Here is a 21,640-nt window from a genome sequence, read left to right as displayed (position 1 = left end):
TTCTATTTTTAACATACATAATCGTGCTTTTTCACATACTAGTAAAAGCAAAACGAAAGGAGTGATATGTGACATGAAACGGATTAATATTAGCATGAGTCCTCCCCGCGTTCTTACTTTATCTTTTATTGTGTTATCAATTGTTGGCACATGCTTATTAAAATTACCAATTGCTACAACAACGTCTATTTCATGGCTCGATGCCTTATTTACAACCGTTTCTGCTTGTACTGTTACTGGGCTTGGTGTTGTGGATACTGGAAAAGTATTTACTTTATTTGGACAGTGTGTCATTTTAACGCTTATACAAGTGGGTGGGCTTGGCATTATGAGCTTTGCTGTTTTAATTGCGATTATGCTCGGTAGAAAAATCGGGCTTCAAAACCGAATTTTACTGCAACAAGCATTAAATCAAACGAATATCGGCGGGGTCATTCGTCTTGCCAAATCATTATTTTTATTCTCTTTTACAGTTGAATGTATCGCTACTTTGTTTCTCTCTTTTGAATGGGTACCCAAATACGGGATTGCGAAAGGGATATATTATAGTTTTTTTCATTCGATCTCAGCCTTTAATAACGCTGGTTTTTCTGTGTGGAGTGATAATTTAATGTCCCATTCCCATAGCATTCTTGTCAATCTTGTTATTTCCTCCCTCATCATTTTAGGTGGGATTGGTTTTACAGTCATCATAGATATCAAAAGAAAGAAAAATTTTAAAAACCTTACTTTACACTCAAAACTTATGCTCTCTTCTACTCTAATCGTAAATATTATTGCTACCGTTTTAATTTTTATATTCGAGTTCCATAACTCCCTTTCTATGAGAGGATTTACCCCTTTTGAAGAAGGAATGGCCGCTTATTTCCAAGCAATTTCAACGCGAACTGCCGGGTTTAATACAGTTGATATTTCTGCATTATCCAAACCTTCCCTACTATTAATGATGCTCCTTATGTTTATTGGCGCTGGTAGTGCTTCAACTGGTGGTGGAATTAAGTTAACAACCTTTTTAATTATGCTTTTTGGCGTATTTAAATTTTTACAAGAACAAGATGATATTGTCGTGTTTAAAAAATCCATTAAAGATACTCTCATTGTCAAATCATTAACCATTACTATTATTTCCATTTCATTTATCTTTTTTGCTATTTTAATTTTGAGTATTACTGAGCGTGTTCCTCTATTGATGAGTGCTTTCGAAGTATTTTCAGCATTCGGTACTGTCGGCCTCAGCATGAATTTAACACCCCACTTAACTATGATCGGAAAAACTATTATTATCTTTATGATGTTCTTTGGCAAAATGGGACCTTTAACATTGGCCTTTTCATTTGCACGTAAAAAGAACCGAAAAATAAAATATCCGAATGAAGATATTTTAACAGGTTGACAACCGTATAAATTATCCATATAATGAGAATACAATAGCATATCTCCAAAGGGGAGTAGCGTCCAAGAATTATTTCTTGGAAACAAAGTCGTCATTACGTAGAACTTAGTTCTTCCGGCTTTGTTGGCATTTTCATTACATATGTCTAGCAAGACCTTTGCCTATTAACGGCAGAGGTCTTTTTTGTATTCATTACCAAATTATTCCAAAGTTAATAGGCAGGAGTATGGGGAAACTAAATAGTGGGGAAATTCTTCACTTATTTAGTACTTATAGAAATGAGAGGAGAATGTACATGGATGTATCATTATTATTGGAGTATGGTTGGGTATTACTCATCCTAATTGCACTAGAGGGGATTTTAGCGGCTGATAACGCTCTCGTTCTGGCAATTATGGTAAAACATTTACCAGAAGAAAAACGAAAGAAAGCACTATTTTATGGATTAGCAGGGGCATTTGTTTTCCGCTTCGGATCACTATTTATGATTTCATTTCTAGTCGATGTATGGCAAGTGCAAGCAATTGGTGCCATTTATCTTATGTTTATCGCTGGTAATCACTTATTTAAAACGTATGTTAAAAAGAACGCACCTGAAGAAACAGAAGAAAAAGAAACAGAGAAAAAGCAAGAGAACTTTTGGTGGACTGTCTTTAAAGTCGAAGTTGCAGATATTGCCTTCGCAGTTGATTCTATTTTAGCTGCCGTTGCATTAGCAATGACTTTACCAAAAACAGGGTTAGGTACGATTGGTAGTCTTGATACAGGGCAATTTATCGTTATCTTTACAGGTGGACTTATCGGATTAGTTATTATGCGATTTGCAGCATCTGCTTTCGTACAAATATTAAAACGTAAACCAGGACTTGAAACTGCAGCATTTTTAATTGTAGGTTGGGTTGGTGTGAAATTAGCAGTGTATACGTTAGCACACCCTGCTTTAGGTGTCCTTCCACACTCATTCCCAGAATCTACTCCGTGGAAGCTTACATTCTGGGGTGTATTAGTTGGAATCGCAGTTTGTGGTTGGTTCTTCTCAAAAGAAGTAGAAGTAAAAGTAGAAAAGAATTTAGACGAAAAAGCGCTGTAATTACAGCGCTTTTTCTTTTCCCTTTCTATTTTCAGAAAAAATTCCATTATACTACCTTTTGTAAACGCTTCCCTTCTGTATGTATGTCCTTTTTGTGAAATATTGAACAAACTTATTGAAAACGAGAACAAATCCATGTACTTTATTCATATAAAGAGTATTTAGAGACGATGTATTAAAGGAGCGTATTATTCATGCTAGAACAAGGATTAGATTATGTTGTCAAACTGGCTAAGAGCAAGAAGCAGATGCTAGATACAAATCCAATGCAATATTTCATCCGTGCTGCACTTGCTGGCGTTTATATCGGTTTTGTTATTGTACTATGTTTTAAATTAGGTAACTTTTTTCACATTGCAGATTCACCAGCAACCTATTTAGCTGAGTCCATGTTTTTCGGAATTGCTCTCGTACTTATTATATATGGCGGTGCTGAATTATTTACTGGAAATACAATGTATTTCACAGTGGCAACTTTACGAAAAGAAACAACGATTTCTGATACACTTCGTAACTGGGGTGCTTGTTATGCAGGTAACTTAGCTGGCGCTTTATTCTTTGCCTTACTATTTTACGCAACTGGCATTTTTGGAGCAATCGATCACGGTCATTTAATGAATACAGTCGTTGAAGGAAAAATGAACACACCTACAATGCAATTATTCTTTAAAGCGATTTTATGTAACTGGCTCGTATGTCTTGCCTGCTTCTTACCTTCTCAAGTAAAAGGCGATACAGCAAAAATATTGATGATAATGATGCTCGTTTTCACATTCTTCTTGTCTGGCTATGAGCATAGCATTGCAAACTTATCTCTGTTTGCCTTATCTTTAGTTTCACCACATCCTGATACAATTACTTTTGCGGGTGCTATTCATAACTTAATTCCAGTTACAATCGGTAACATTATTGGCGGATCCGTATTTGTCGGTATGGTTTATCATTACTTAACAAAGAAAGCACCTACTGTTAAACAGGAAGAAACTGAATTAGCAGTAGCTCAAACAGAGGAAATCATTCCTTTACAAGCACATATGAAACATTAAAAACTCCAAAGTATCACTTTGGAGTTTTTAGCTCCCTACATATTTAACGACAATATGAGGATCAATCTCTCCTTGCTCTTTCCCTCTTTCTATTCTTCGCTTCATTTTATGCATACCAATGACATCATTTGTATGCAAGTGAATTTCCTTAACATATAATCGCTCTTCACAAAAAGCATCTACGAAATCAAGCCCATTACTTTGTCTCCATCCCATATTAAAATCAAGAGAAAGAATATTCACATCATAATCCCGAACCATTTGCAAGGCACATTCTACTGTAGTTGCTAGCACATATCCGAACAGACAAATTCTTTGATCATCCATATACACATTCATTTTCTATTTCCTCTCTACTTTGAATATGCGATCAATACATAACATATTGCCCCAAGGCTAATAAAAGGTCCAAATGGAATTTGGGTTCTTATTTTAATACGTTTTAATGCTATACCAATCCCGAAAAAACAAAGACTAAAGCAAGATGATAAAAGTAAAATCATAAAACTCCCTTTCACTCCTACTACAAACCCAAGTAACGAAAGTAATTTCACATCCCCTCCGCCAAGACCCTTTGGATAAATCCTTCGCACACAATATAACAGAATAAAAATAATCCCACTGCCTGCTATACTATCTATCCAAGTAACTAACGGTACAAAAATACATTCTAAAGTAAGCAAAAAGGCAAACCAAATTAAAATACGATTAGGTATTAACATATATACTGCATCTGTAACCGTAATAATGAGAAGTAAAGAAAAGAGCGATAAAATAGGAATAAGCTCTCGTTCTATTCCAATTACATATACAGTAAGAACAAACAAACTCCCTGTAATAAATTCAAATGCTATGTACAAACTTGAGATTTTTCTTTTACAATTCGTACAACGCCCTTTCTGCATACAAAATGAAATGATTGGAATCAATTCTTTTGGCTGTAACGTATACTTGCAGTAGTGACAATGCGAACGCGGTGTAATAATAGATTCCCCTACAGGAATCCTCATTGCGATTACCATAAAAAAAGAACCAAACACCATACCCACTAACAATGCATATACATAAGTGAACATCCCTTCCTCTCCTTTCCAAAAGAACATAGCAAAAAAAGGAGAGAACTTCTACTTCATATTATCCTTTATTCTACTAAAAAAGCAGGCCATTTTCTGGCCTGCTTTCCCCTATTTTATACGATGAAATATACTGCTTTTAATGGTCCGTGTACTCCGACAACAAGATTCATTTCAATATCAGCCGAGTTACTAGGTCCCGTAATAAAGTTAATACAAGATGCTACCTCTTCGCCCTTTTCTACACGGGCGTTCATATGCTGAACTGCTTGCGTAATACGAGGCACAAGTGTTTCACGTGGAATAATAGCAAAATATACAGTCGGTAAAAAGTGTAAAGAACGTCCTTGCCCTTTATGACTTTGTACAACAATTGTACCGGATTCAGCTAATGTATAATCACTAAATGCAATACCAATATTCGCCCGTTCAGCTAAACGCATATTTTCTTCTTTTCTCTCTGGATCCCATACATTTACTTCAATATCATGCTTTGGCAGTTCTTCTTTAAATAAAGATGTTAAACCATATGCATCAAAACGGTCATCGGCTGATAGCATAATAGGTCCGCCGCCGTTTTCCATGATTACTTTTTGAATTTCTTCACGTAAACGATCATTTGTCGTTTCCACTACAGTTGTATGAATGTTTGTACATTGCTTTTTAAATACTTCTAACAATTCTTCTTGTGAATAATCTTTTAACGTTTCTACATTCACATTATTTTTCCATACTGGACGCTCAACACCTTCTGTCTTACGTTCTCGCCCAAGTTCTTTTGCAATGTTATCTAGAAAGGAATCACGGTTTTGAATTAATCCTGTCATTATTGATCGCCGCCTTTCTTATGATCTTTATACCAATCACGGAACCGTTCTTTACTTGGCGCTGGGAATTCACGAATATCCGTCCAGTTTTTAAGTGGTCCAACACCTTTTGATACACGGTTACCAGATGTAAATGGACTCATTGCTGCCGGAGCTATTTTCGATCCCATTTTATATAAGGCAGCTGAAGAAGCACCCATACTAAACATTTTCATTGCTAATTTCTCTGCTAGTGGCGCACGTCCTTCTTGTTCAACGATTACTTGACGATGTTTTAACAATAAATCATGTAACGGAATCTTTACTGGACAAGCTTCTGTACATGCTCCGCATAAACTAGATGCATAAGGAAGCTCTTTGTAATCATCATATCCACCTAAAAGTGGTGTTAATACCGCACCGATCGGTCCTGAATAAATCGAACCATATGAATGTCCACCAACGTGACGATATACAGGACATACGTTAACACAAGCTGCACAACGAATACATTGCAATACTGAACGGAACTCCGATCCAAGAATTTGAGAACGGCCATTATCAACAACAACTAAATGGAATTCTTCTGGTCCGTCAACTTCCTCTTCTTGAATTGGTCCTGCTACTGTTACATAACTAGTTAACTTTTGCCCTACCGCACTACGGCATAGTAAACCAACTAAAACATCTAGTTCTTCCATTGTTGGAACCATACGTTCCATACCCATTACTGCAATTTGCGTTTTTGGAATCGACATAACAAGATCCGCATTCCCTTCATTCGTTACTAAACAAAGAGAACCAGTATTTGCAACAGCGAAGTTACAACCTGTTACACCAATTTCTGCATCCATAAATTTTTCACGAAGTTGTTTACGAACAAACTTTGTCATTTCGTATGGATCATCAGAATTTTCATAGCCAAGCTTTTCTTTAAATACATCACGAATTTGCGTTCTATTTTTATGAAGTGCAGGCGCAATAATATGTGAAGGTGGATCGTTATCTACTTGCAGAATATACTCTCCTAAGTCACTTTCTAACACTTCACAACCAACCTCTTCAAGTGCGTGGTTCATACTAATTTCTTCAGTTACCATCGACTTTGATTTCACTACTTTTTTCGCTTGCTTCTTTTTCGCAACGTCTTGAATATACTTTGCTGCTTCCTCTTTCGTTTTCGCAAAGTACACGTGTCCGCCTCTTTTTGCTACATTATCACTTAACTGCGTTAAGTAATAATCAAGATTTTCTAACGTGTGTTGACGAATTTGTTCACCTAGTTCACGCCACTCTTCCCAGTTTCCTAATTCGTCCGCTGCTTTTAATCGATTCGTATATAAACGTGTTTGTGCAGACGATACCGCACCGCGCATAAACGAATCTTGAATTCCATCGCCTACGCGATCATTAAATTTTTTCTCACTGATTTTCATAGACATAGCTTATGTTCCCCCTTCATGAGCGACTATTCAGTACCTCAGCAATATGCATTACTTTTACTTCTTTTCCTAAACGTTCAATACGTCCGCCAATGTTTAACAAACACCCACAATCTGCACCGATTAAATAATCAGCACCTGTTTCCATTACGCTATCTACTTTTTCATCTACCATTTGCTCAGAAATTGGAGTCATTTTAACTGAAAACGTTCCCCCAAACCCACAACAATTTTGTACGTTTGGCAGATCTCTCACAGTTAATCCTTTTACGTTTGATAATAAAATTCCTGGCGCTTCTTTTACTCCAAGCATACGTGTCATATGACAAGATTTATGAATAGTAGCTATTCCTGGTAAACTTGCACCAACATCTGTAACTTTTAAAACATCTACAATAAATTGTGTAAATTCATATGTTTTATCAGCAACTTTTTGTGCACGTTTAGCCCACTTCGGATCATCTTTAAAAACATGCGGATACTCATGAAACATTGTCGCACAAGAACCAGATGGCGTAACGATATATTCCGCGTTTTCAAAAGTTTCAATCATATGCTTCATCGCTTCTTTTGCTGCTTCTATATGGCCGCTATTATAAGCAGGCTGACCACAACAAACTTGTGCTTCTGGAAATTCAATTTCACAACCTAAACGCTCCAACACTTCAACTGTTGCTTTGCCGACGTTTGTTTCAAACATATCGACTAAACAAGTAACAAATAAAGTAACTTTCATAATTCTTACTCCCCCTTTTTACAACTCCACCAACAAACGTATGGTCATCAGATGACTAAGAAAGAAGAAATAGGCTCAACCATGGCCTATCCCCTCCCTCTTCTAAAGAAAACGCTTACTTAATCTCTCTCTATTTTATCAGAAAATTAGATTTTTAAAAGATTAAATTACGAATTTTTATCTGTTTTACCTGTGACAATATGTTCTACATTTGTTAAATGATCTAGCATTGCTTGCTGCGCTAATTCTACATCTTGCTTTAACACCGCATCATATATAACTTGATGCTCTTCTATAAGTCGTTCTGATGTTGTTTGTTCACCATATAAAATAATGCGTCTTGATTCACCAATCGTTTCAGCAATCATCTCTGAAACATGATTCATGAGTTCAAGCAAAATGTTATTATGCGAAGACTCCGCAATTCCCATATGGAACTGAAAATCTGCTTTTTCACCAGCCTTTTCATCTCCAATGCTCTTTGCCATTTCATCTAACCAATGCTTCATATTTTTCAAGTTATCTTCCGTACGTTTTGCCGCCGCTGCTCGAACTGCCCCCACTTCAAGCACCTTTCGTACTTCTAATAAATTCAAAATATCTTCTTTCTTCATTAATAATCTATTGTTTAATGATTTTGTTAATGAAGAAGAATCGAAATTCTTCACATATGTACCTTCTCCTTGTTTCATTTCAATTAAGCCCATCGCTCTTAGCGCACTTAGCGCTTCACGAACAGCAGATCTGCCAACTTGAAACTGCTCAGCTAATTGATGCACAGGAAGTAGTTTGTCACCAGGTTTTAATGTACCATTTTTAATCATTGTTAAAATAGCTTCAGATACTTCTTCGTAAATTTTTTTCGGTTTAATAGATTTGTACTCCAGTTAAATCACCTCAGTATCTTCCAAACAACAATTGAAACGATTTATAAAAACTTTGCATCATAACTATTTTAGAACGAATTGGTAAGAAGTACAAATGTTTTGTTCATAAAATAGTCAAATTTTTAATATTTATTTAATATTAATTTATATTTATTAAAAAGCATGTCCTTTTACATTAGAACATGCCTCCCTCATCTTGTGTCTTTAATTTTATACTAACTGTCGTTCCATTCCCTTTTTCACTTTCAATGCTCCACTGTCCATCATGTATATGAACAATTTGCCTTACAATAGCAAGTCCTAAACCAGTTCCGCCATGTTGGCGACTTCTCGCTTTATCAACTCGGTAAAAACGTTCACCAAGATTTTCTAAATGTTCTATATCAATACCTATTCCTGTATCTTTTATTTTCAATTCACAATAACCGTCTATTTTCTCTAAAGTTATTATAATATCCCCGTTTTGATCGGTATACCGTATCGCATTATCTAACACGTTATGAAGTACTTGTTGCATACGATCCTCATCAATCATTACAATGATCTCTGGATTTAAATTTGTTGAAATACGAATTTCCTTTTCTATAAACTTAATCTCATACGTATCTAATACATCCTCAATAAGTTGTGAAAAAACGATAGGTTGCTTCTTTAACGGAAAATGTTCACCTTCTAGCTGCGCTAAATCTAATAAATCATGAACGAGGCGCTGCATGCGATCTGCTTCTTTATGGATGAGTTGCGTTACTTTTTCCTGCTGCGGCCCCTTTGCTACACCGTCTAAAATAGCTTCACTATATCCTTTAATATAACTAAGTGGCGTTCTAAGTTCATGCGAAACATTCGCTAAAAATTCCTTACGCTTTACGTCTTCTGTTTCCAAAGAATTCGCCATTTTATTAAACGCTTTTCCCAATCGTCCAATTTCATCTTCTGAAGAAATTGTAATTCGCTCTGAGAAATCTCCTGTAGCCAGATGATTTGCAACTCGTTCCATTTGCGAAAGCGGTCTTGTAATAGCAATAATAATTTTTCTACCAATCCATATTGTAATTAAAATCATAGCAAGTGCTAACGGCGCTAAAATAAGACCCATATCAAATATTAAATCTTTTATACTTTTTAAAGGAATATAAGAGTATACAATACCAACTAATTTTTTATTATCTAAAACCGGAATGACAACACCCATAATATTGCGATCAAAATGTTCTTCATACCCTATCTTTGTCACAGTTTTTCCATCTAATAGCGACTGTCTATCCCCTTCACTTATAAGAGAATGATGGTGAACATCAAAAGGCAAACATGCGCTTAAATCACGCGGATTGTACACGAAAAGAACATCTGAACTAGATATTTGATCGTATGCTCTTACTTTCTCTTCGAAAGTGGCTACTCCTTCATGTTTATCATATTGCGTAGCAAGACGCTTCCCTTCCACTACTAATGAATCTTTTAAATTGTCCACGTATAGCTTTTCATATGAGTATAAAGATACAAAATAAAGAAAGGAAACTGTTACACATACTGCACATACTACTGTAAGCCAAAGCTTTTGTACCATCGTAAACATACGTTACACCTCAAATTTATAACCTACACCCCAAACAGTTTGAATGTAGTTTCCACTTTCTCCGAGCTTTAGACGCATCGTTTTCACATGCGTATCTACCGTTCTTGTACTTCCTGCATAATCATATCCCCACACCTTTTCAAGCAATTGTTCCCGACTAAATACTTGTCCATTATGTTGGCAAAGGAAATATAGTAAATCAAACTCTTTAACCGTAAGTGATACTACTTGTCCATCCGTCTCAATTCGTCTACTTTTTTCATTAATAAAGATTGGTCCAAACTGAATCTCCTCTTGCTGTTCTTGCTTTGTATATCGTCTTAACACAGCTTCCATACGAGCAATCAACTCACCAGGACTAAACGGCTTTACAATATAATCATCTGCTCCCATACGTAAACCGTTCACCCTATTCCACTCTTCACCTTTTGCCGTTAAAAATATAATCGGCACATCTGACGTTTTTCTAATTTCTTTACAAACTGACAGTCCATCCATTTCAGGCATCATAATATCTAGCACAACGAAATCATAGTGATCCGACTCTAATTTTTTCAGAGCCTCTTTTCCATTTTCGGCTTCTCCCCATTCGTATCCGAAGTTATCTAAGTACATTCCTACAAGTTGTCTCATATCACTTTCATCATCTACAACTAGCACTCTATATTTACTCATTACCCTTCCCCTTCTCTCTCTATGAGTTGAAACGGTCCTTTTCCGACTTTAATTGTTTGTTTTATTTTTAAATTCTTCATATCGATGACGCACACTTCATCACTATCATAACTTGCTACGTATCCTTCTGCCCCGCTTTTTAAAAATGCAAATGGGTTCGATCCTACTTCTACAGAAGCTACCTCTTTATACGTGCTAACATCAAACTTTCGAAGTGTATTCGAACCGTGACTTAATGCATAGACGTACTTATTATCATTCGTTATGTTCACGGGCATAAATGGAGCGTGTAAAGAACGTACCATTTCTCCGCTCTGTAATGAATACACTAATACTTTCTCATTCACTTGATTTCCATCACCATGTCCGCCAATCCATATTTCTTTCCCATCAGGACTAACCGTCGCTCCTGTTGATGCTGGTGGAATCATAAAGGATTGTATAACCTCTTTTGTCTTTGTATCAATTGTCGTTAATTTCGTATCATAAAAGTTTAATACAGATAACTGGTTATGATGCTCTACCATCGTTATTGGCCCTTTTCCAGTTGACACGCTCCCTGTCTCTTTCCCTTTTATCGTAAAGAACCTTACCTTTTGAGCAGTTTGATCGGCAGCGAATAATTGCTTTTTATCTTCTGATACGACTACATTTACAATGCCTTTTCCAGTTTTATATTTTTCCACTTGCCTTCCTTCCGTTAGTGAATATACATACATGTACTCTAATTGCTTGCCGTATACAAGTATGTCCTCACCGTTTGGAAGTAGTGCAATTCCTGCCATCGGCTCATTTAGTTCCCATGTCGTAATTAGTTTTTTAGTTTGTTTATCAATAAAACTAATACTACCTTCTTTTATATTCGTAGTTATAATAACATTTTTATCATTAGCAATCGGTGTATATGGACTTCCTTGACACCCTACTAATAGAAATAAAAAACAGAGAAGAAAAACATACTTTCTCAAAAGATTCCCTCCATCTTCAGATGATTTCGTTATAATTGTAAAATACCAAATAAATGTGTGGAAAGTGTGAAATTTCCCTTTCTTACTCCATTTACATATATAATGTACAACAAATAAAATTTGAGGTGTGTCAATTATGCTTTTTCCTGATTTAGCGAATAAAATTGTACGAGAAGTACGCAGACTAATTACAGAAAATATTATTATCATTAATATACAAGGTGTTATTATCGCAAGTACAGATGCAGAAAGAATTGGTCAATTTCATGAAGGTGCACTCCGCTGCGCGAAACAAAAAAAAACTGTCATCATTACAAAAGAAGATGAACGGCGACTGCAAGGTGTAAAAGCTGGGATGAATCTTCCGCTACTATTCCATGACGAAGTAATTGGTGTCATCGGCATTACAGGAGAACCTGAAAACATTTCACAGTACGGCGAAATATTACGTAAGATGACCGAACTATTAATTCACGAAAACTACTTTTTAGAACAGCTGGAACTTGAGCACCGTTCGTATGAAGCATTTGTCTTTGATTGGCTTCAAAATACAGACTGGTCTCCTAGTTTTCTCGATCGTGCAAAAACACTTGGCATTGATTTATATAAGAAGAAACAGCTTATTTTGTTCTCTATCGATCAAAATGACACGATGCTTTAGCGTAAAATTTGGCAGCATATACGCAATATATTAACAACGGAACATCTATTTGTTCGCTGGGGAAATGATCGATTCATTTTATTCACAGCAATGCGTTCCAAAGAGCAAACTTACCAATTTTTAAAACGGTTAAAACAGGATTGTGAAACTTTATTTTCTATTCCTTTATATATCGGGATTGGACAAACCGTTACTCCAAGCAGTATGAACATATCATACGAACAAGCATTGCGAGCTCTTTCTGTATCACTTGAAACGAAAAAAATTGTATTTAATGAAGATTTACGTTTAGAAATGTGCTTACAAGATATTTCTACTGAAACGCGGGAACAGTTTCTAGAGCGTACCATTGAAAACTTAGTATCATCTCTTGAGCTTATGCAAACTTTACGTTTATTTATCGATTATAACCAATCTTATAAACAGACAGCTAAGCAATTACATATACACATTAACACATTGCATTACAGACTAAAAAAGATTGAGGAATATACAGGACTTGATCCAAAACAATTCAAAGATTTAAATGTTTTATACTTCGCACTCCTCTTGTTAGATAATCATACAAAAAAGAACGACAAAACAGATTAATCTTTAGATGATTACACATAGAAAGAATCCCCCGATTTTTTTATCATTATAATGAAAGCACTGTTACAACGTTTTTTATTATAACTAAACACGTTAACAGTTTGAGGGGGATTTCCAATGTTAGAAAAGCAAATTATTGATTCATTCGTATCCATTGTTGGCGAAGATAATGTAGATACATCCAATATGGGGCGTTTAACTTATAGTTATGATGCCACTCCAAACTTCCAAGCAATGCCTGATGCAGTCATTGCTCCTCGTAATACAAATGAAGTAGCTGAAGTGTTAAAAGTGTGTAACACTCACAAAATTCCTGTATATGTTCGCGGGTCTGGAACAAACCTTTGCGCAGGAACATGTCCACTTGAAGGCGGTATCGTCCTTATTTTCCGCCATATGAACAACATTTTAGAAATTGATGAAGAAAATTTAACAATTACTGTACAAGCGGGTGTTATTACACTTGATATTATTAAAGCAGTTGAGAAAAAAGGGTTATTTTATCCGCCAGATCCAAGTTCGATGAAGATTTCTACAATCGGCGGTAATATTAATGAAAACTCAGGTGGATTGCGCGGATTAAAATATGGCGTAACACGTGATTATGTAATGGGACTTGAACTTGTCTTACCAAATGGAGATATTATCCGTACTGGCGGTAAATTAGCAAAAGATGTAGCTGGTTACGATTTAACTCGTTTATTTATCGGTTCTGAAGGAACACTTGGTGTAGTAACAGAAGCGATATTAAAACTTGTTCCTATGCCTGAAACGAAGAAAACAATGCTTGCACTATATGAAGATATTAATGAAGCTGCACGTGCTGTTTCTTCTATTATTGCAAATAAAATCATTCCAGCGACACTGGAATTTTTAGATCAACCGACAATTGAAGTAGTAGAAGAGTTTGCGCAAATCGGTTTACCTACCGATGTAAAAGCAATTTTATTAATCGAACAAGACGGTCCACCCGAAGTAGTCAATCGAGATATCGAAAACATGGCTAACGTTTGCCGCTCTATGAACGCAGTTGATGTTCGCGTTGCAAAAGATGAAGCGGAAGCAGATGCGCTTCGTACTGCTCGCCGTAGTGCTTTATCTGCGCTTGCTAGATTAAAACCTACTACAATATTAGAAGACGCAACTGTACCACGTTCACAAATCGCTCCGATGGTTGAAGCTATTAATGCCATTGCAAAAAAATATAATATTCCTATTTGTACGTTTGGACACGCTGGTGATGGTAATTTACATCCAACTTGTATGACAGATGCTCGTAATGAAGAAGAAATGCACCGAGCTGAACAAGCTTTTGCTGAAATATTTGCGAAAGCAATTGAACTTGGCGGCACGATTACTGGTGAACATGGTGTTGGTGCAATGAAAGCTCCCTATTTAGAAATGAAACTAGGTAAAGAAGGTATTGCAGCTATGCAAGGTATAAAGCAAGCTTTCGATCCAAACAACATTATGAATCCAGGAAAAATGTTCGCGAAAGACTCTCGTAAAAGAGTGGTGGTTGAGCGATGACCACATTAAATAAAGAAAACATTCAAAAGGAATTTAAAGAACGATTAAGCGAAGATGAACTACTAAATTGTATGCGATGTGGTTTCTGTTTACCGACTTGCCCTACTTACATTCAATCAGGTTATAAAGAATCACATTCACCACGCGGACGTATCGCACTAATGAAAGCAGTCGTTGATGGTTTAATCGAGCCAGATGAAGATGTTGAAAATACATTAAACGTCTGCCTCGGCTGTCGTGCTTGCGAACCTGTTTGTCCATCTGGTGTGAACTATGGACATTTATTAGAAGAAGCTCGTGATATTATTAATCAAAATAAAAAGTTCTCGGTGCCAGTAAGAGCTGTACGTAAAGTCGTGTTTGAAGGACTATTCCCGCATCAAAATCGAATGAGAACATTAACAGGATTAATTGGATTTTACCAGCGTTCTGGTTTACAAACGCTAACACATAAAACAGGTATTATGAAGTTATTCCCTGAAACACTTGCAACGATGGATTTAGTTTTACCAAAAGTCCCTAAAATGAAAGCAATGAAAGACCGCCCTACATTTTTACCTGCTGAAAGCACAAAGAAAAAACAAGTTGCATTCTTCACAGGCTGTTTAATGGATACAATGTTTTTAGAAACAAATAACGCAACGATGAAACTTCTTCAGTTAGCTGGTTGTGATGTCGTTATTCCGAAAACACAAAACTGCTGCGGAGCATTACATGGGCATGCTGGTGAAAAGAGTGGAGCGAAAGAATTAGCGAAACGAAATATAAAAGCATTCGAAGATTTAAAAATCGACTATATTATTACGAATGCTGGTGGTTGCGGAGCTTACCTCGTAGACTATGACTATCTTTTAAAAGACGATCCTAAGTGGGCTGAACGTGCAAAGCAGTTTGTTTCTAAAATTAAAGATATTACTGCTATACTAGTAGAATTAGATTTCCATAAACGCAATGACTTACGACTCACGCCGCAAATTATTACGTATCAAGACTCTTGTCACTTACGCAATGTTATGCGAACATCTTCTGCACCTCGTATATTACTAGAAGCCATCCAAGGTGCAACATACCGTGAAATGAAAGATGCGGATCGCTGCTGTGGTTCTGCTGGTATTTACAATATTGTTCATTCAGAGTTATCAATGGAATTTCTAGATTACAAAATGGACCGTGTGCATGAAACAGACGCAGCAACCATTGTTACTGCAAATCCAGGTTGTTTATTACAAATGAAATTAGGTATTGAGCGCGAAGGGCTTTCTCATAAAATGAGAGGAATTCACATTGTAGATCTATTATTAGAAGCAATTGAAACCAACTCGTAATAACTCGTAACATACGTAATAATAAGAAAACGGCTATCTCCTTCGTCTATGTAAAGAGATAGCCGCTTTTTTGTCCGCTACAACATTAAAAATATGTTACTTTATTATAAAAAAGAACAACAGAAACATTACAGTTTTGTAAAAATCAATCCATTATATTCCTCAGAAAACCGCTCAAACCATTGATACAATAGGATTCTTCATTTTCTATTTAGGTAACTTTATCCAAAAACCCCCTCTTAAAACAACGTATACAGATGCTGAAAATTCCTTTTATACTCTACGTTTCTCTTATTTCTTTCCTTTTCTTCACTTAGGATAAATTAGGTAATTTTTAAGTCTATGAATTTTTTTCCATCTTTTTTCTCGCAAATTGTATGCTACGATGAATTTGTCAGTCAGACAGGCTGTCAAAACAAATCGTGTGAAAACAAATTAAAACTTTATATAGGGGGACACACATCATGAAAAAGCGTGTTTTATTATCTGTAGCTGCTGCAACAGCTCTTACTCTAGGAGTATCATCTTTAGATGCACAAGCTGCAACAGTACAACCATCTAACATAAATGTTCAAAATATTCAGCATTCAAAAGTGATGATGAAGCAAATGAGCCAACAAGAATTACAAGCATTCTTACAATCTATGGGAGTTGAATCATTAGCACAATGGCAACAAGCTAACTTCCAACCAAACTGCTTCGTTCCTGGTCAACAACCTACTGAAAATGTTGTAACTGAGCAACCAACAGCTAAGCCAGAAACTCAAAAGCCTGTTGAGCAAAAACCTGCTGAACAAAAGCCTGCTGAAGAAGTTCAAAAACCAGAAGCTTCAAAACCAGCTGAAAATAATAACACTCAAAACGAAACACAAAAACCTGCTGAAAAGCCTGCTGAAGAAGCAAAATCTTTAAGTGAGTTCGAACAACGCGTTGTTGAATTAACAAACGCTGAGCGTACAAAACAAGGCTTACCAGCACTAAAAATCGATACTGAATTAAGCAAAGTAGCACGTATTAAATCTGAAGATATGCAAAAGAATAACTACTTTGATCATAACAGCCCTACATACGGGTCTCCGTTTGACATGATGAAGAAATTTGGTATTTCTTATACATCTGCAGGTGAAAACATCGCTCAAGGTCAACGTACACCTGAAGAAGTAGTACAAGCTTGGATGAACAGCGCTGGACACCGTGCAAACATCTTAAATAGTGGCTTCACTCACATTGGTGTTGGCTATGTAGAAAATGGAAACTACTGGACACAACAATTTATTACGAAATAAATAGATTAAAAGAGTCTTCTCATAACAAGAAGACTCTTTTTTAAGTTTCGTAACTTTCTATTATGTAGGAATATAAAATGTAGAACATAAACAAAATAGAACCACAGCTTATTACACTAAGTAACACATAAAATCCCCACTTCAAGTTCAAAAACAATGAAAATAATATACCACATGCCATCACTTGAAAAATCCGCCTACTCACTAAACGAATCTTTTGTAATTTGATTGGATCTTTCTCCGTACTCTTAACCTTTTTAAACTCTTTACTAAGCATAAAAAGAAACATACTAATCCCAATCGTTAATCCTGTCTGAAAAGATATAATGCTTCCAAAATTAATAAAGAGAATGAGCATATGGATAAACAACATAAATAAAGTAATCGTCTTTATAAACCCACTTATAATAAAATGCTCTCTTTCATTAAACTTATATATATTATGTGAAATAATATACACGAATCCATGTAAGAAAATAATAAGACAAGGAATAAATAATACTACAACTTGTTTACTCATAAACTCGTTCGGCCCGCCATTTTCATTCCAATGCACTGCCATCCGGTTTGGTAAATATGGATAGAGACATAGAGTAACTAAGAGACAAGCGAAACATATTCCTAGTATATATTTATATTTGACCAAGTGATTCTCACCTCTCTTTTCTCTTAACGGCTTCGCTTCTTTTAGAGAAATTCCTGCAAAAATCTACTTTTCTCAAATTGATATTTACATTTTACGCATTCACTCTTTGAAATTCTTTCAGAGTATTGTTTAATTTTGTAGGAAATGGTACATCAACTTCTATCTCTTCTTTCGTAATTGGATGTAGGAAATTAATTTTCATTGCATGTAACGCTTGCGCTGACATATATTTTGTTTGTCCACCATATAATACATCCCCTACTAACGGATTACCATTATAGCTCATATGAACACGAATTTGATGCGTTCTACCTGTTTCTAATTGTAACGTGATGAATGTTGCATCTTGCTTCTTAAAGTATTTTTCTACTTTATAGTAAGTTATAGCTTCATCCCCTTTTGGAGAAATTCGACGTCTCGTAGCATGATGTCGATCCCTTCCAATAGCTACATCAATTGTTCCCTGCTTCTTTTTTACTTTCCCTTCAACAAGCGCCGCATACGTTCTCTTAATTTTTCGTTCCATTAATAAACGATCCATAATCGCACCAGCAATTCTATGCTTAGCAAACACAACACCACCTGTTGTATCTTTATCTAAGCGATGAATATGACGAACTTTCGTCTCTAAACCTTGCATTTGAAAATGAAACGCAACAAGGTTTGCAAGTGTTCCCTTTCCACCTTTTTCAGCAGGATGCGTATCCATTTGCTCTGGTTTATTTACGATGAGTACGTGATCGTCTTCAAATATTACATGTAACTCACCATATTCCGGTTCTACACCGTACTCCTCCTCCATAAACATATGAACTTGCAATTTATCGCCCTCTTTTAAAGGTTCATTCCATCTTCTCTGTTCCCCGTTAACAGTAACTCCTTTTTCCATACGAAGCTGATGTAATAATTTTTTCGGTATTTCCCATTCTACTTTTAATAACGATTCGATACTTATACCATTCCATGTAGCTGGAACAGTCATTTCGCACCATTCGCCCTTCTTCTTTGTTTCCATATTGTATCACCTTATTTCTATTGATTCTCTCATTGTAACGGAAAACACACTTTGATGCACCGCTAAAAACAGAGGACAGTCTTATAGTAGACTGTCCCTCATGCTCTAAGCTTTTTCATTTCCTGCAACAATTCTTCAGCTTTTTGTTCATACGATAAATCTTTAAAGAAATCCGCCAATCGTTTATAGTCGTTATACGTATCTAATAAATCGTCAATCTTTTCTACTTTCATCACTTGGTGTTTTTGCTTCATTTTTACTGGATAACGATAGCCTGATACTTCTTGTATTTTATAATACTCATCCTCTACTTGAATGACCTTTACAAGCTCCTCTTCTTCTGCATCCATCGTGTACCCGTCAAATTCTCTAAGCAGTTCATAAATGATATGAGTCCATTCATCTTTTGGATAAAATCCTTTTTCTAACCGATAACCGACAATGCGATACATATGCCCATCGTTCTCAGCAAACTGTACTGTATCATTTAATTTAAACTTAAAATAACGAAACATTGCCTTCACCTACTTATTATGTAATGTTCTTATCACATACTATTTGCAAAATGTAGGCTTTGCTATTCATAAAAAAACGCTCATCAATATGATGAGCATTTTTCAAGATGATTTTTCTCGTTTTTTTCGAAATGGTAGCCACCAGTTCCAGTCTCCAAACAACTTCATCAAGCTTGGTACGAGCATAAGTCGAATAATTGTTGCATCAAGAAATATCGCTAATGCCACCCCAAGCCCCATCTGCCTCACTGGTAAAATATCAGTAAATGCAAACGCACCAGTTACAACGATCATAATTAAAGCAGCTGATGTTATAATTCTACTCGTTGAAACGAGCCCTTCTAACGTTGCTTGATCATTATCTCCTGTTTCTTCATAGATCTCATGAATACGTGAAATAAGAAATACTTCATAATCCATACTAAGCCCAAATACGAGACCGAAAATGAAGATTGGTAATACAAATAGAACAGGACTCGCTTCTAAACCAAAATGCCCACCTTCAAATAACCAAACAACAATTCCAATTGTTGCGCTTAAACTAAGTATATTCATAATAATAGCCTTAACTGGAATGAGTATAGAGCGAAATGCAAATAATAATATAACAAAGGTCGATCCAAATATAACAGACATACCAATTACCACATTATCTTTAATTTCATCTTCCAACTCTTGTTGGAACGTCGTCATTCCGCCTAGATAGTACGTAACATCTGTTTCTTTATAATTCTTTTTAAAATCACGAACCCACTGTTTAGCAGTTTCCGTACGTGGTTTTGTTTTCAAAAAGACTTCTATCGTTGTCTTATTTCCTTTCGTGTACACTTCAAATACAGGAGCTAGTTTCGCGGCTTCTGGCGACTGTAATATTCCAGCAACTTGCTCTGCTTTCATTCCAGGTAATCCGTCGTATAAACTTCTTACTTCATGTACTTTCTTATCATCTTTTAACTTTTGAACGACTTCTTCTATCTTTTGTAAACTTTCTTTTTCTTTCATATCTTTTTTTGTCTCTACCACTAACGTAACATCCGCATGTGTTTTGACAATTTTATTAAATGCTTCTTCATACTTTTCATATGCAATCCTTGTATCACTCTGTTTAGGTAGAGCTTCCACATCAGGGAACTGCAAATTCGCAGTACGTAACGGCAATAAACAAATCACAATAAATGTTGTAACAACAATAATCATTGCGATTGGATGTTTCATTACAAATTGTGCAAATGTACGCCACGCCTTTGCCGGCGTATGCGCTACTTGATTCTTTTTTAATATTCGTTTACCAATTAACGATAATAGCGCCGGAAGAAGTGTGAGTGAAAATAAAATACTCATAATCACAACAATCATTCCGCTAATAGCAACAGACTGAATATAATCTATCTTAAAGAAAAACAAACCAGATAATCCGACAAATACACATAATCCCGAAAATACGATAGCGCGACCTGCTGTCTGATATGTAATTGCTATCGCTTCTTTTACTGTTCGTTTTGCAACTTCCTCTCGAAAGCGATTCACAAATAATAGCGCAAAATCAATAGATAGCGCAAGTCCGATCATCGGTGCAACATTTAACACAAAGATAGATAGTTCTTTATCGCTACCTATAAAGTATAATATGCCCATCGTACTAATAACACTAAGTGCCCCATTTACAATTGGTAAAATAGATGCCAAAAGGCTACCAAATGAAAATAGTAATACAAGAAACGCAATTGGTAAGCCAATCATCTCTGCTACCTTTAAATCATTTTGCGTTCTTTCATTAATCTCTTGATTAATTTTAGGGAACCCTGTAGGTGTTACTTTTAGCACTCTATTACTTTCCTTCTCAATTTTGTCAGCGAATTGTAATGTCTGTTCCATTCGTTCTTTATTTGTTTTCCCGGAAAATAAAATTGTCGCATAACCGATATCATCTTGTAACATTTCTTTATTTTGCACTGGGTGATGGAAAGATTCATACGTCTCTTTCTCTTGAATATTCTTTACAATTTTCTCTATTTGCTTTTGGAATTCCTCATGTGAAGCATCCTTATTTTTTTCAAAAACGAGTAGGAGTGTATCTTGGGACCTCTTAAAATCTTTATCTAAAATTTCTTTCGTTTTTTGATAGTCCCCTTCTGTTTGGAAACCATCACCGCCCAACACTCCTGGAAGCTTTGGAGCGAAAATACCGAGTGCTACTGCGAGTAATAATAACGCTACAATTACCGTATAACGAAACTGGTATAAAAAAGAGCCTAACTTCCCCCACCTATCAACTTTATGTACATTCGTCTTCACACATTTTCACCTACTTTAAAAAATTCAATTGTCATTTATACTGTATCACATCTTCACATAAACAAAAAACGTCTAAAAAAACTA

The 21,640-nt window shown here is 35.8% G+C and carries 19 protein-coding genes, 1 pseudogene and 1 riboswitch; of the genes and pseudogenes, 7 read left to right on the top strand and 13 right to left on the bottom strand.

What is annotated here, in order from left to right; translation table 11 throughout:
* Positions 1–73: 73 nt before the first annotated feature.
* From COE49_RS14230 to COE49_RS14220, 3 genes are all read left to right on the top strand, one after another.
* A complete protein-coding gene (locus tag COE49_RS14230) occupies positions 74–1,393 on the top strand; it encodes a TrkH family potassium uptake protein (RefSeq protein ID WP_088231347.1) in 1,320 nt (439 codons plus the stop codon).
* Between the two features lie 38 nt (positions 1,394–1,431).
* Positions 1,432–1,598, top strand: a riboswitch (yybP-ykoY riboswitch).
* Between the two features lie 90 nt (positions 1,599–1,688).
* Entirely contained in the window at positions 1,689–2,483 is a 795-nt protein-coding gene (locus tag COE49_RS14225) for a TerC family protein (protein WP_088231348.1), read from the top strand.
* Between the two features lie 194 nt (positions 2,484–2,677).
* Positions 2,678–3,529, top strand: a complete 852-nt coding sequence (locus COE49_RS14220; RefSeq protein WP_088231349.1) for a formate/nitrite transporter family protein — start codon at positions 2,678–2,680, stop codon at positions 3,527–3,529.
* A gap of 27 nt (positions 3,530–3,556) precedes the next feature.
* Here COE49_RS14220 and COE49_RS14215 read toward each other — a convergent pair whose 3' ends face one another.
* From COE49_RS14215 to COE49_RS14175, 9 genes are all read right to left on the bottom strand, one after another.
* On the bottom strand, positions 3,557–3,868 hold the full coding sequence (locus COE49_RS14215) for a cyclic-phosphate processing receiver domain-containing protein (protein WP_088231350.1): 312 nt from the start codon (positions 3,866–3,868) through the stop codon (positions 3,557–3,559).
* Between the two features lie 14 nt (positions 3,869–3,882).
* Positions 3,883–4,605 carry a prepilin peptidase gene (locus COE49_RS14210; protein ID WP_088231351.1) on the bottom strand — a complete coding sequence of 241 codons (723 nt, stop codon included), beginning with the start codon at positions 4,603–4,605 and terminating at the stop codon, positions 3,883–3,885.
* 113 nt (positions 4,606–4,718) lie between these two features.
* Positions 4,719–5,429, bottom strand: coding sequence for a LutC/YkgG family protein (locus COE49_RS14205; protein WP_088231352.1), 711 nt, complete (start codon positions 5,427–5,429; stop codon positions 4,719–4,721).
* A complete protein-coding gene (locus COE49_RS14200; RefSeq protein WP_088231353.1) occupies positions 5,429–6,850 on the bottom strand; it encodes a LutB/LldF family L-lactate oxidation iron-sulfur protein in 1,422 nt (473 codons plus the stop codon). Before COE49_RS14200 ends, COE49_RS14205 begins: the two co-directional genes overlap by 1 nt.
* A gap of 16 nt (positions 6,851–6,866) precedes the next feature.
* Positions 6,867–7,586 carry a (Fe-S)-binding protein gene (locus tag COE49_RS14195; protein WP_088231354.1) on the bottom strand — a complete coding sequence of 240 codons (720 nt, stop codon included), beginning with the start codon at positions 7,584–7,586 and terminating at the stop codon, positions 6,867–6,869.
* Between the two features lie 167 nt (positions 7,587–7,753).
* Entirely contained in the window at positions 7,754–8,443 is a 690-nt protein-coding gene (locus COE49_RS14190) for a FadR/GntR family transcriptional regulator (protein WP_255294748.1), read from the bottom strand.
* Positions 8,444–8,648: 205 nt separating this feature from the next.
* Positions 8,649–10,049: a sensor histidine kinase gene (locus tag COE49_RS14185; protein WP_088231356.1), complete on the bottom strand. Its 1,401-nt coding sequence runs from the start codon at positions 10,047–10,049 to the stop codon at positions 8,649–8,651.
* 3 nt (positions 10,050–10,052) lie between these two features.
* Positions 10,053–10,724, bottom strand: coding sequence for a response regulator transcription factor (locus COE49_RS14180; protein WP_088231357.1), 672 nt, complete (start codon positions 10,722–10,724; stop codon positions 10,053–10,055).
* Entirely contained in the window at positions 10,724–11,692 is a 969-nt protein-coding gene (locus COE49_RS14175; RefSeq protein WP_088231358.1) for a YncE family protein, read from the bottom strand. Before COE49_RS14175 ends, COE49_RS14180 begins: the two co-directional genes overlap by 1 nt.
* Before the next feature lie 136 nt (positions 11,693–11,828).
* Between COE49_RS14175 and COE49_RS14170 the strand changes: the two are divergent.
* From COE49_RS14170 to COE49_RS14155, 4 genes and pseudogenes are all read left to right on the top strand, one after another.
* Positions 11,829–12,944 (top strand): annotated as a pseudogene (locus COE49_RS14170) (CdaR family transcriptional regulator).
* A gap of 117 nt (positions 12,945–13,061) precedes the next feature.
* Positions 13,062–14,474, top strand: a complete 1,413-nt coding sequence (glcD, locus tag COE49_RS14165) for a glycolate oxidase subunit GlcD (protein ID WP_088231360.1) — start codon at positions 13,062–13,064, stop codon at positions 14,472–14,474.
* Positions 14,471–15,799 carry a (Fe-S)-binding protein gene (locus tag COE49_RS14160; RefSeq protein ID WP_088231361.1) on the top strand — a complete coding sequence of 443 codons (1,329 nt, stop codon included), beginning with the start codon at positions 14,471–14,473 and terminating at the stop codon, positions 15,797–15,799. The genes glcD and COE49_RS14160 overlap by 4 nt, the downstream gene beginning before the upstream one ends.
* Before the next feature lie 464 nt (positions 15,800–16,263).
* Positions 16,264–17,085 carry a CAP domain-containing protein gene (locus COE49_RS14155; protein ID WP_088231362.1) on the top strand — a complete coding sequence of 274 codons (822 nt, stop codon included), beginning with the start codon at positions 16,264–16,266 and terminating at the stop codon, positions 17,083–17,085.
* Between the two features lie 40 nt (positions 17,086–17,125).
* Here the strand turns inward: COE49_RS14155 and COE49_RS14150 are convergent, their stop codons facing one another.
* From COE49_RS14150 to COE49_RS14135, 4 genes are all read right to left on the bottom strand, one after another.
* Entirely contained in the window at positions 17,126–17,731 is a 606-nt protein-coding gene (locus tag COE49_RS14150) for a DUF1648 domain-containing protein (RefSeq protein ID WP_098252417.1), read from the bottom strand.
* A 91-nt stretch (positions 17,732–17,822) separates the two neighbouring features.
* Positions 17,823–18,746 carry an RluA family pseudouridine synthase gene (locus COE49_RS14145; protein WP_088231364.1) on the bottom strand — a complete coding sequence of 308 codons (924 nt, stop codon included), beginning with the start codon at positions 18,744–18,746 and terminating at the stop codon, positions 17,823–17,825.
* 98 nt (positions 18,747–18,844) lie between these two features.
* Complete coding sequence (locus COE49_RS14140) at positions 18,845–19,261, bottom strand: histidinol dehydrogenase (protein WP_088231365.1); 417 nt, start codon at positions 19,259–19,261, stop codon at positions 18,845–18,847.
* A gap of 102 nt (positions 19,262–19,363) precedes the next feature.
* Positions 19,364–21,556 (bottom strand): MMPL family transporter, encoded by a 2,193-nt coding sequence (locus tag COE49_RS14135; RefSeq protein ID WP_088231366.1) that lies wholly within the window; start codon positions 21,554–21,556, stop codon positions 19,364–19,366.
* Positions 21,557–21,640: the final 84 nt, after the last annotated feature.

The organism is Bacillus sp. AFS029637 (genome assembly GCF_002584985.1).
In the GTDB taxonomy this organism is placed as follows: Bacteria; Bacillota; Bacilli; order Bacillales; family Bacillaceae_G; genus Bacillus_A.
Note: the sequence above shows the minus strand (reverse complement) of the source record. Positions and strands in the feature narration are given on the sequence as shown.

Excerpts from the sequence above, each read along its gene's own strand:
- COE49_RS14155 (WP_088231362.1), top strand. The coding sequence starts at position 16,264 with ATGAAAAAGCGTGTTTTATTATCTGTAGCTGCTGCAACAGCTCTTACT.
- COE49_RS14205 (WP_088231352.1), bottom strand. The coding sequence starts at position 5,429 with ATGACAGGATTAATTCAAAACCGTGATTCCTTTCTAGATAACATTGCA.
- COE49_RS14210 (WP_088231351.1), bottom strand. The coding sequence starts at position 4,605 with ATGTTCACTTATGTATATGCATTGTTAGTGGGTATGGTGTTTGGTTCT.
- COE49_RS14200 (WP_088231353.1), bottom strand. The coding sequence starts at position 6,850 with ATGTCTATGAAAATCAGTGAGAAAAAATTTAATGATCGCGTAGGCGAT.
- COE49_RS14145 (WP_088231364.1), bottom strand. The coding sequence starts at position 18,746 with ATGGAAACAAAGAAGAAGGGCGAATGGTGCGAAATGACTGTTCCAGCT.
- COE49_RS14225 (WP_088231348.1), top strand. The coding sequence starts at position 1,689 with ATGGATGTATCATTATTATTGGAGTATGGTTGGGTATTACTCATCCTA.
- COE49_RS14195 (WP_088231354.1), bottom strand. The coding sequence starts at position 7,586 with ATGAAAGTTACTTTATTTGTTACTTGTTTAGTCGATATGTTTGAAACA.
- COE49_RS14220 (WP_088231349.1), top strand. The coding sequence starts at position 2,678 with ATGCTAGAACAAGGATTAGATTATGTTGTCAAACTGGCTAAGAGCAAG.
- COE49_RS14185 (WP_088231356.1), bottom strand. The coding sequence starts at position 10,049 with ATGTTTACGATGGTACAAAAGCTTTGGCTTACAGTAGTATGTGCAGTA.
- COE49_RS14180 (WP_088231357.1), bottom strand. The coding sequence starts at position 10,724 with ATGAGTAAATATAGAGTGCTAGTTGTAGATGATGAAAGTGATATGAGA.
- COE49_RS14230 (WP_088231347.1), top strand. The coding sequence starts at position 74 with ATGAAACGGATTAATATTAGCATGAGTCCTCCCCGCGTTCTTACTTTA.
- COE49_RS14160 (WP_088231361.1), top strand. The coding sequence starts at position 14,471 with ATGACCACATTAAATAAAGAAAACATTCAAAAGGAATTTAAAGAACGA.
- COE49_RS14140 (WP_088231365.1), bottom strand. The coding sequence starts at position 19,261 with ATGTTTCGTTATTTTAAGTTTAAATTAAATGATACAGTACAGTTTGCT.
- glcD (WP_088231360.1), top strand. The coding sequence starts at position 13,062 with ATGTTAGAAAAGCAAATTATTGATTCATTCGTATCCATTGTTGGCGAA.
- COE49_RS14215 (WP_088231350.1), bottom strand. The coding sequence starts at position 3,868 with ATGAATGTGTATATGGATGATCAAAGAATTTGTCTGTTCGGATATGTG.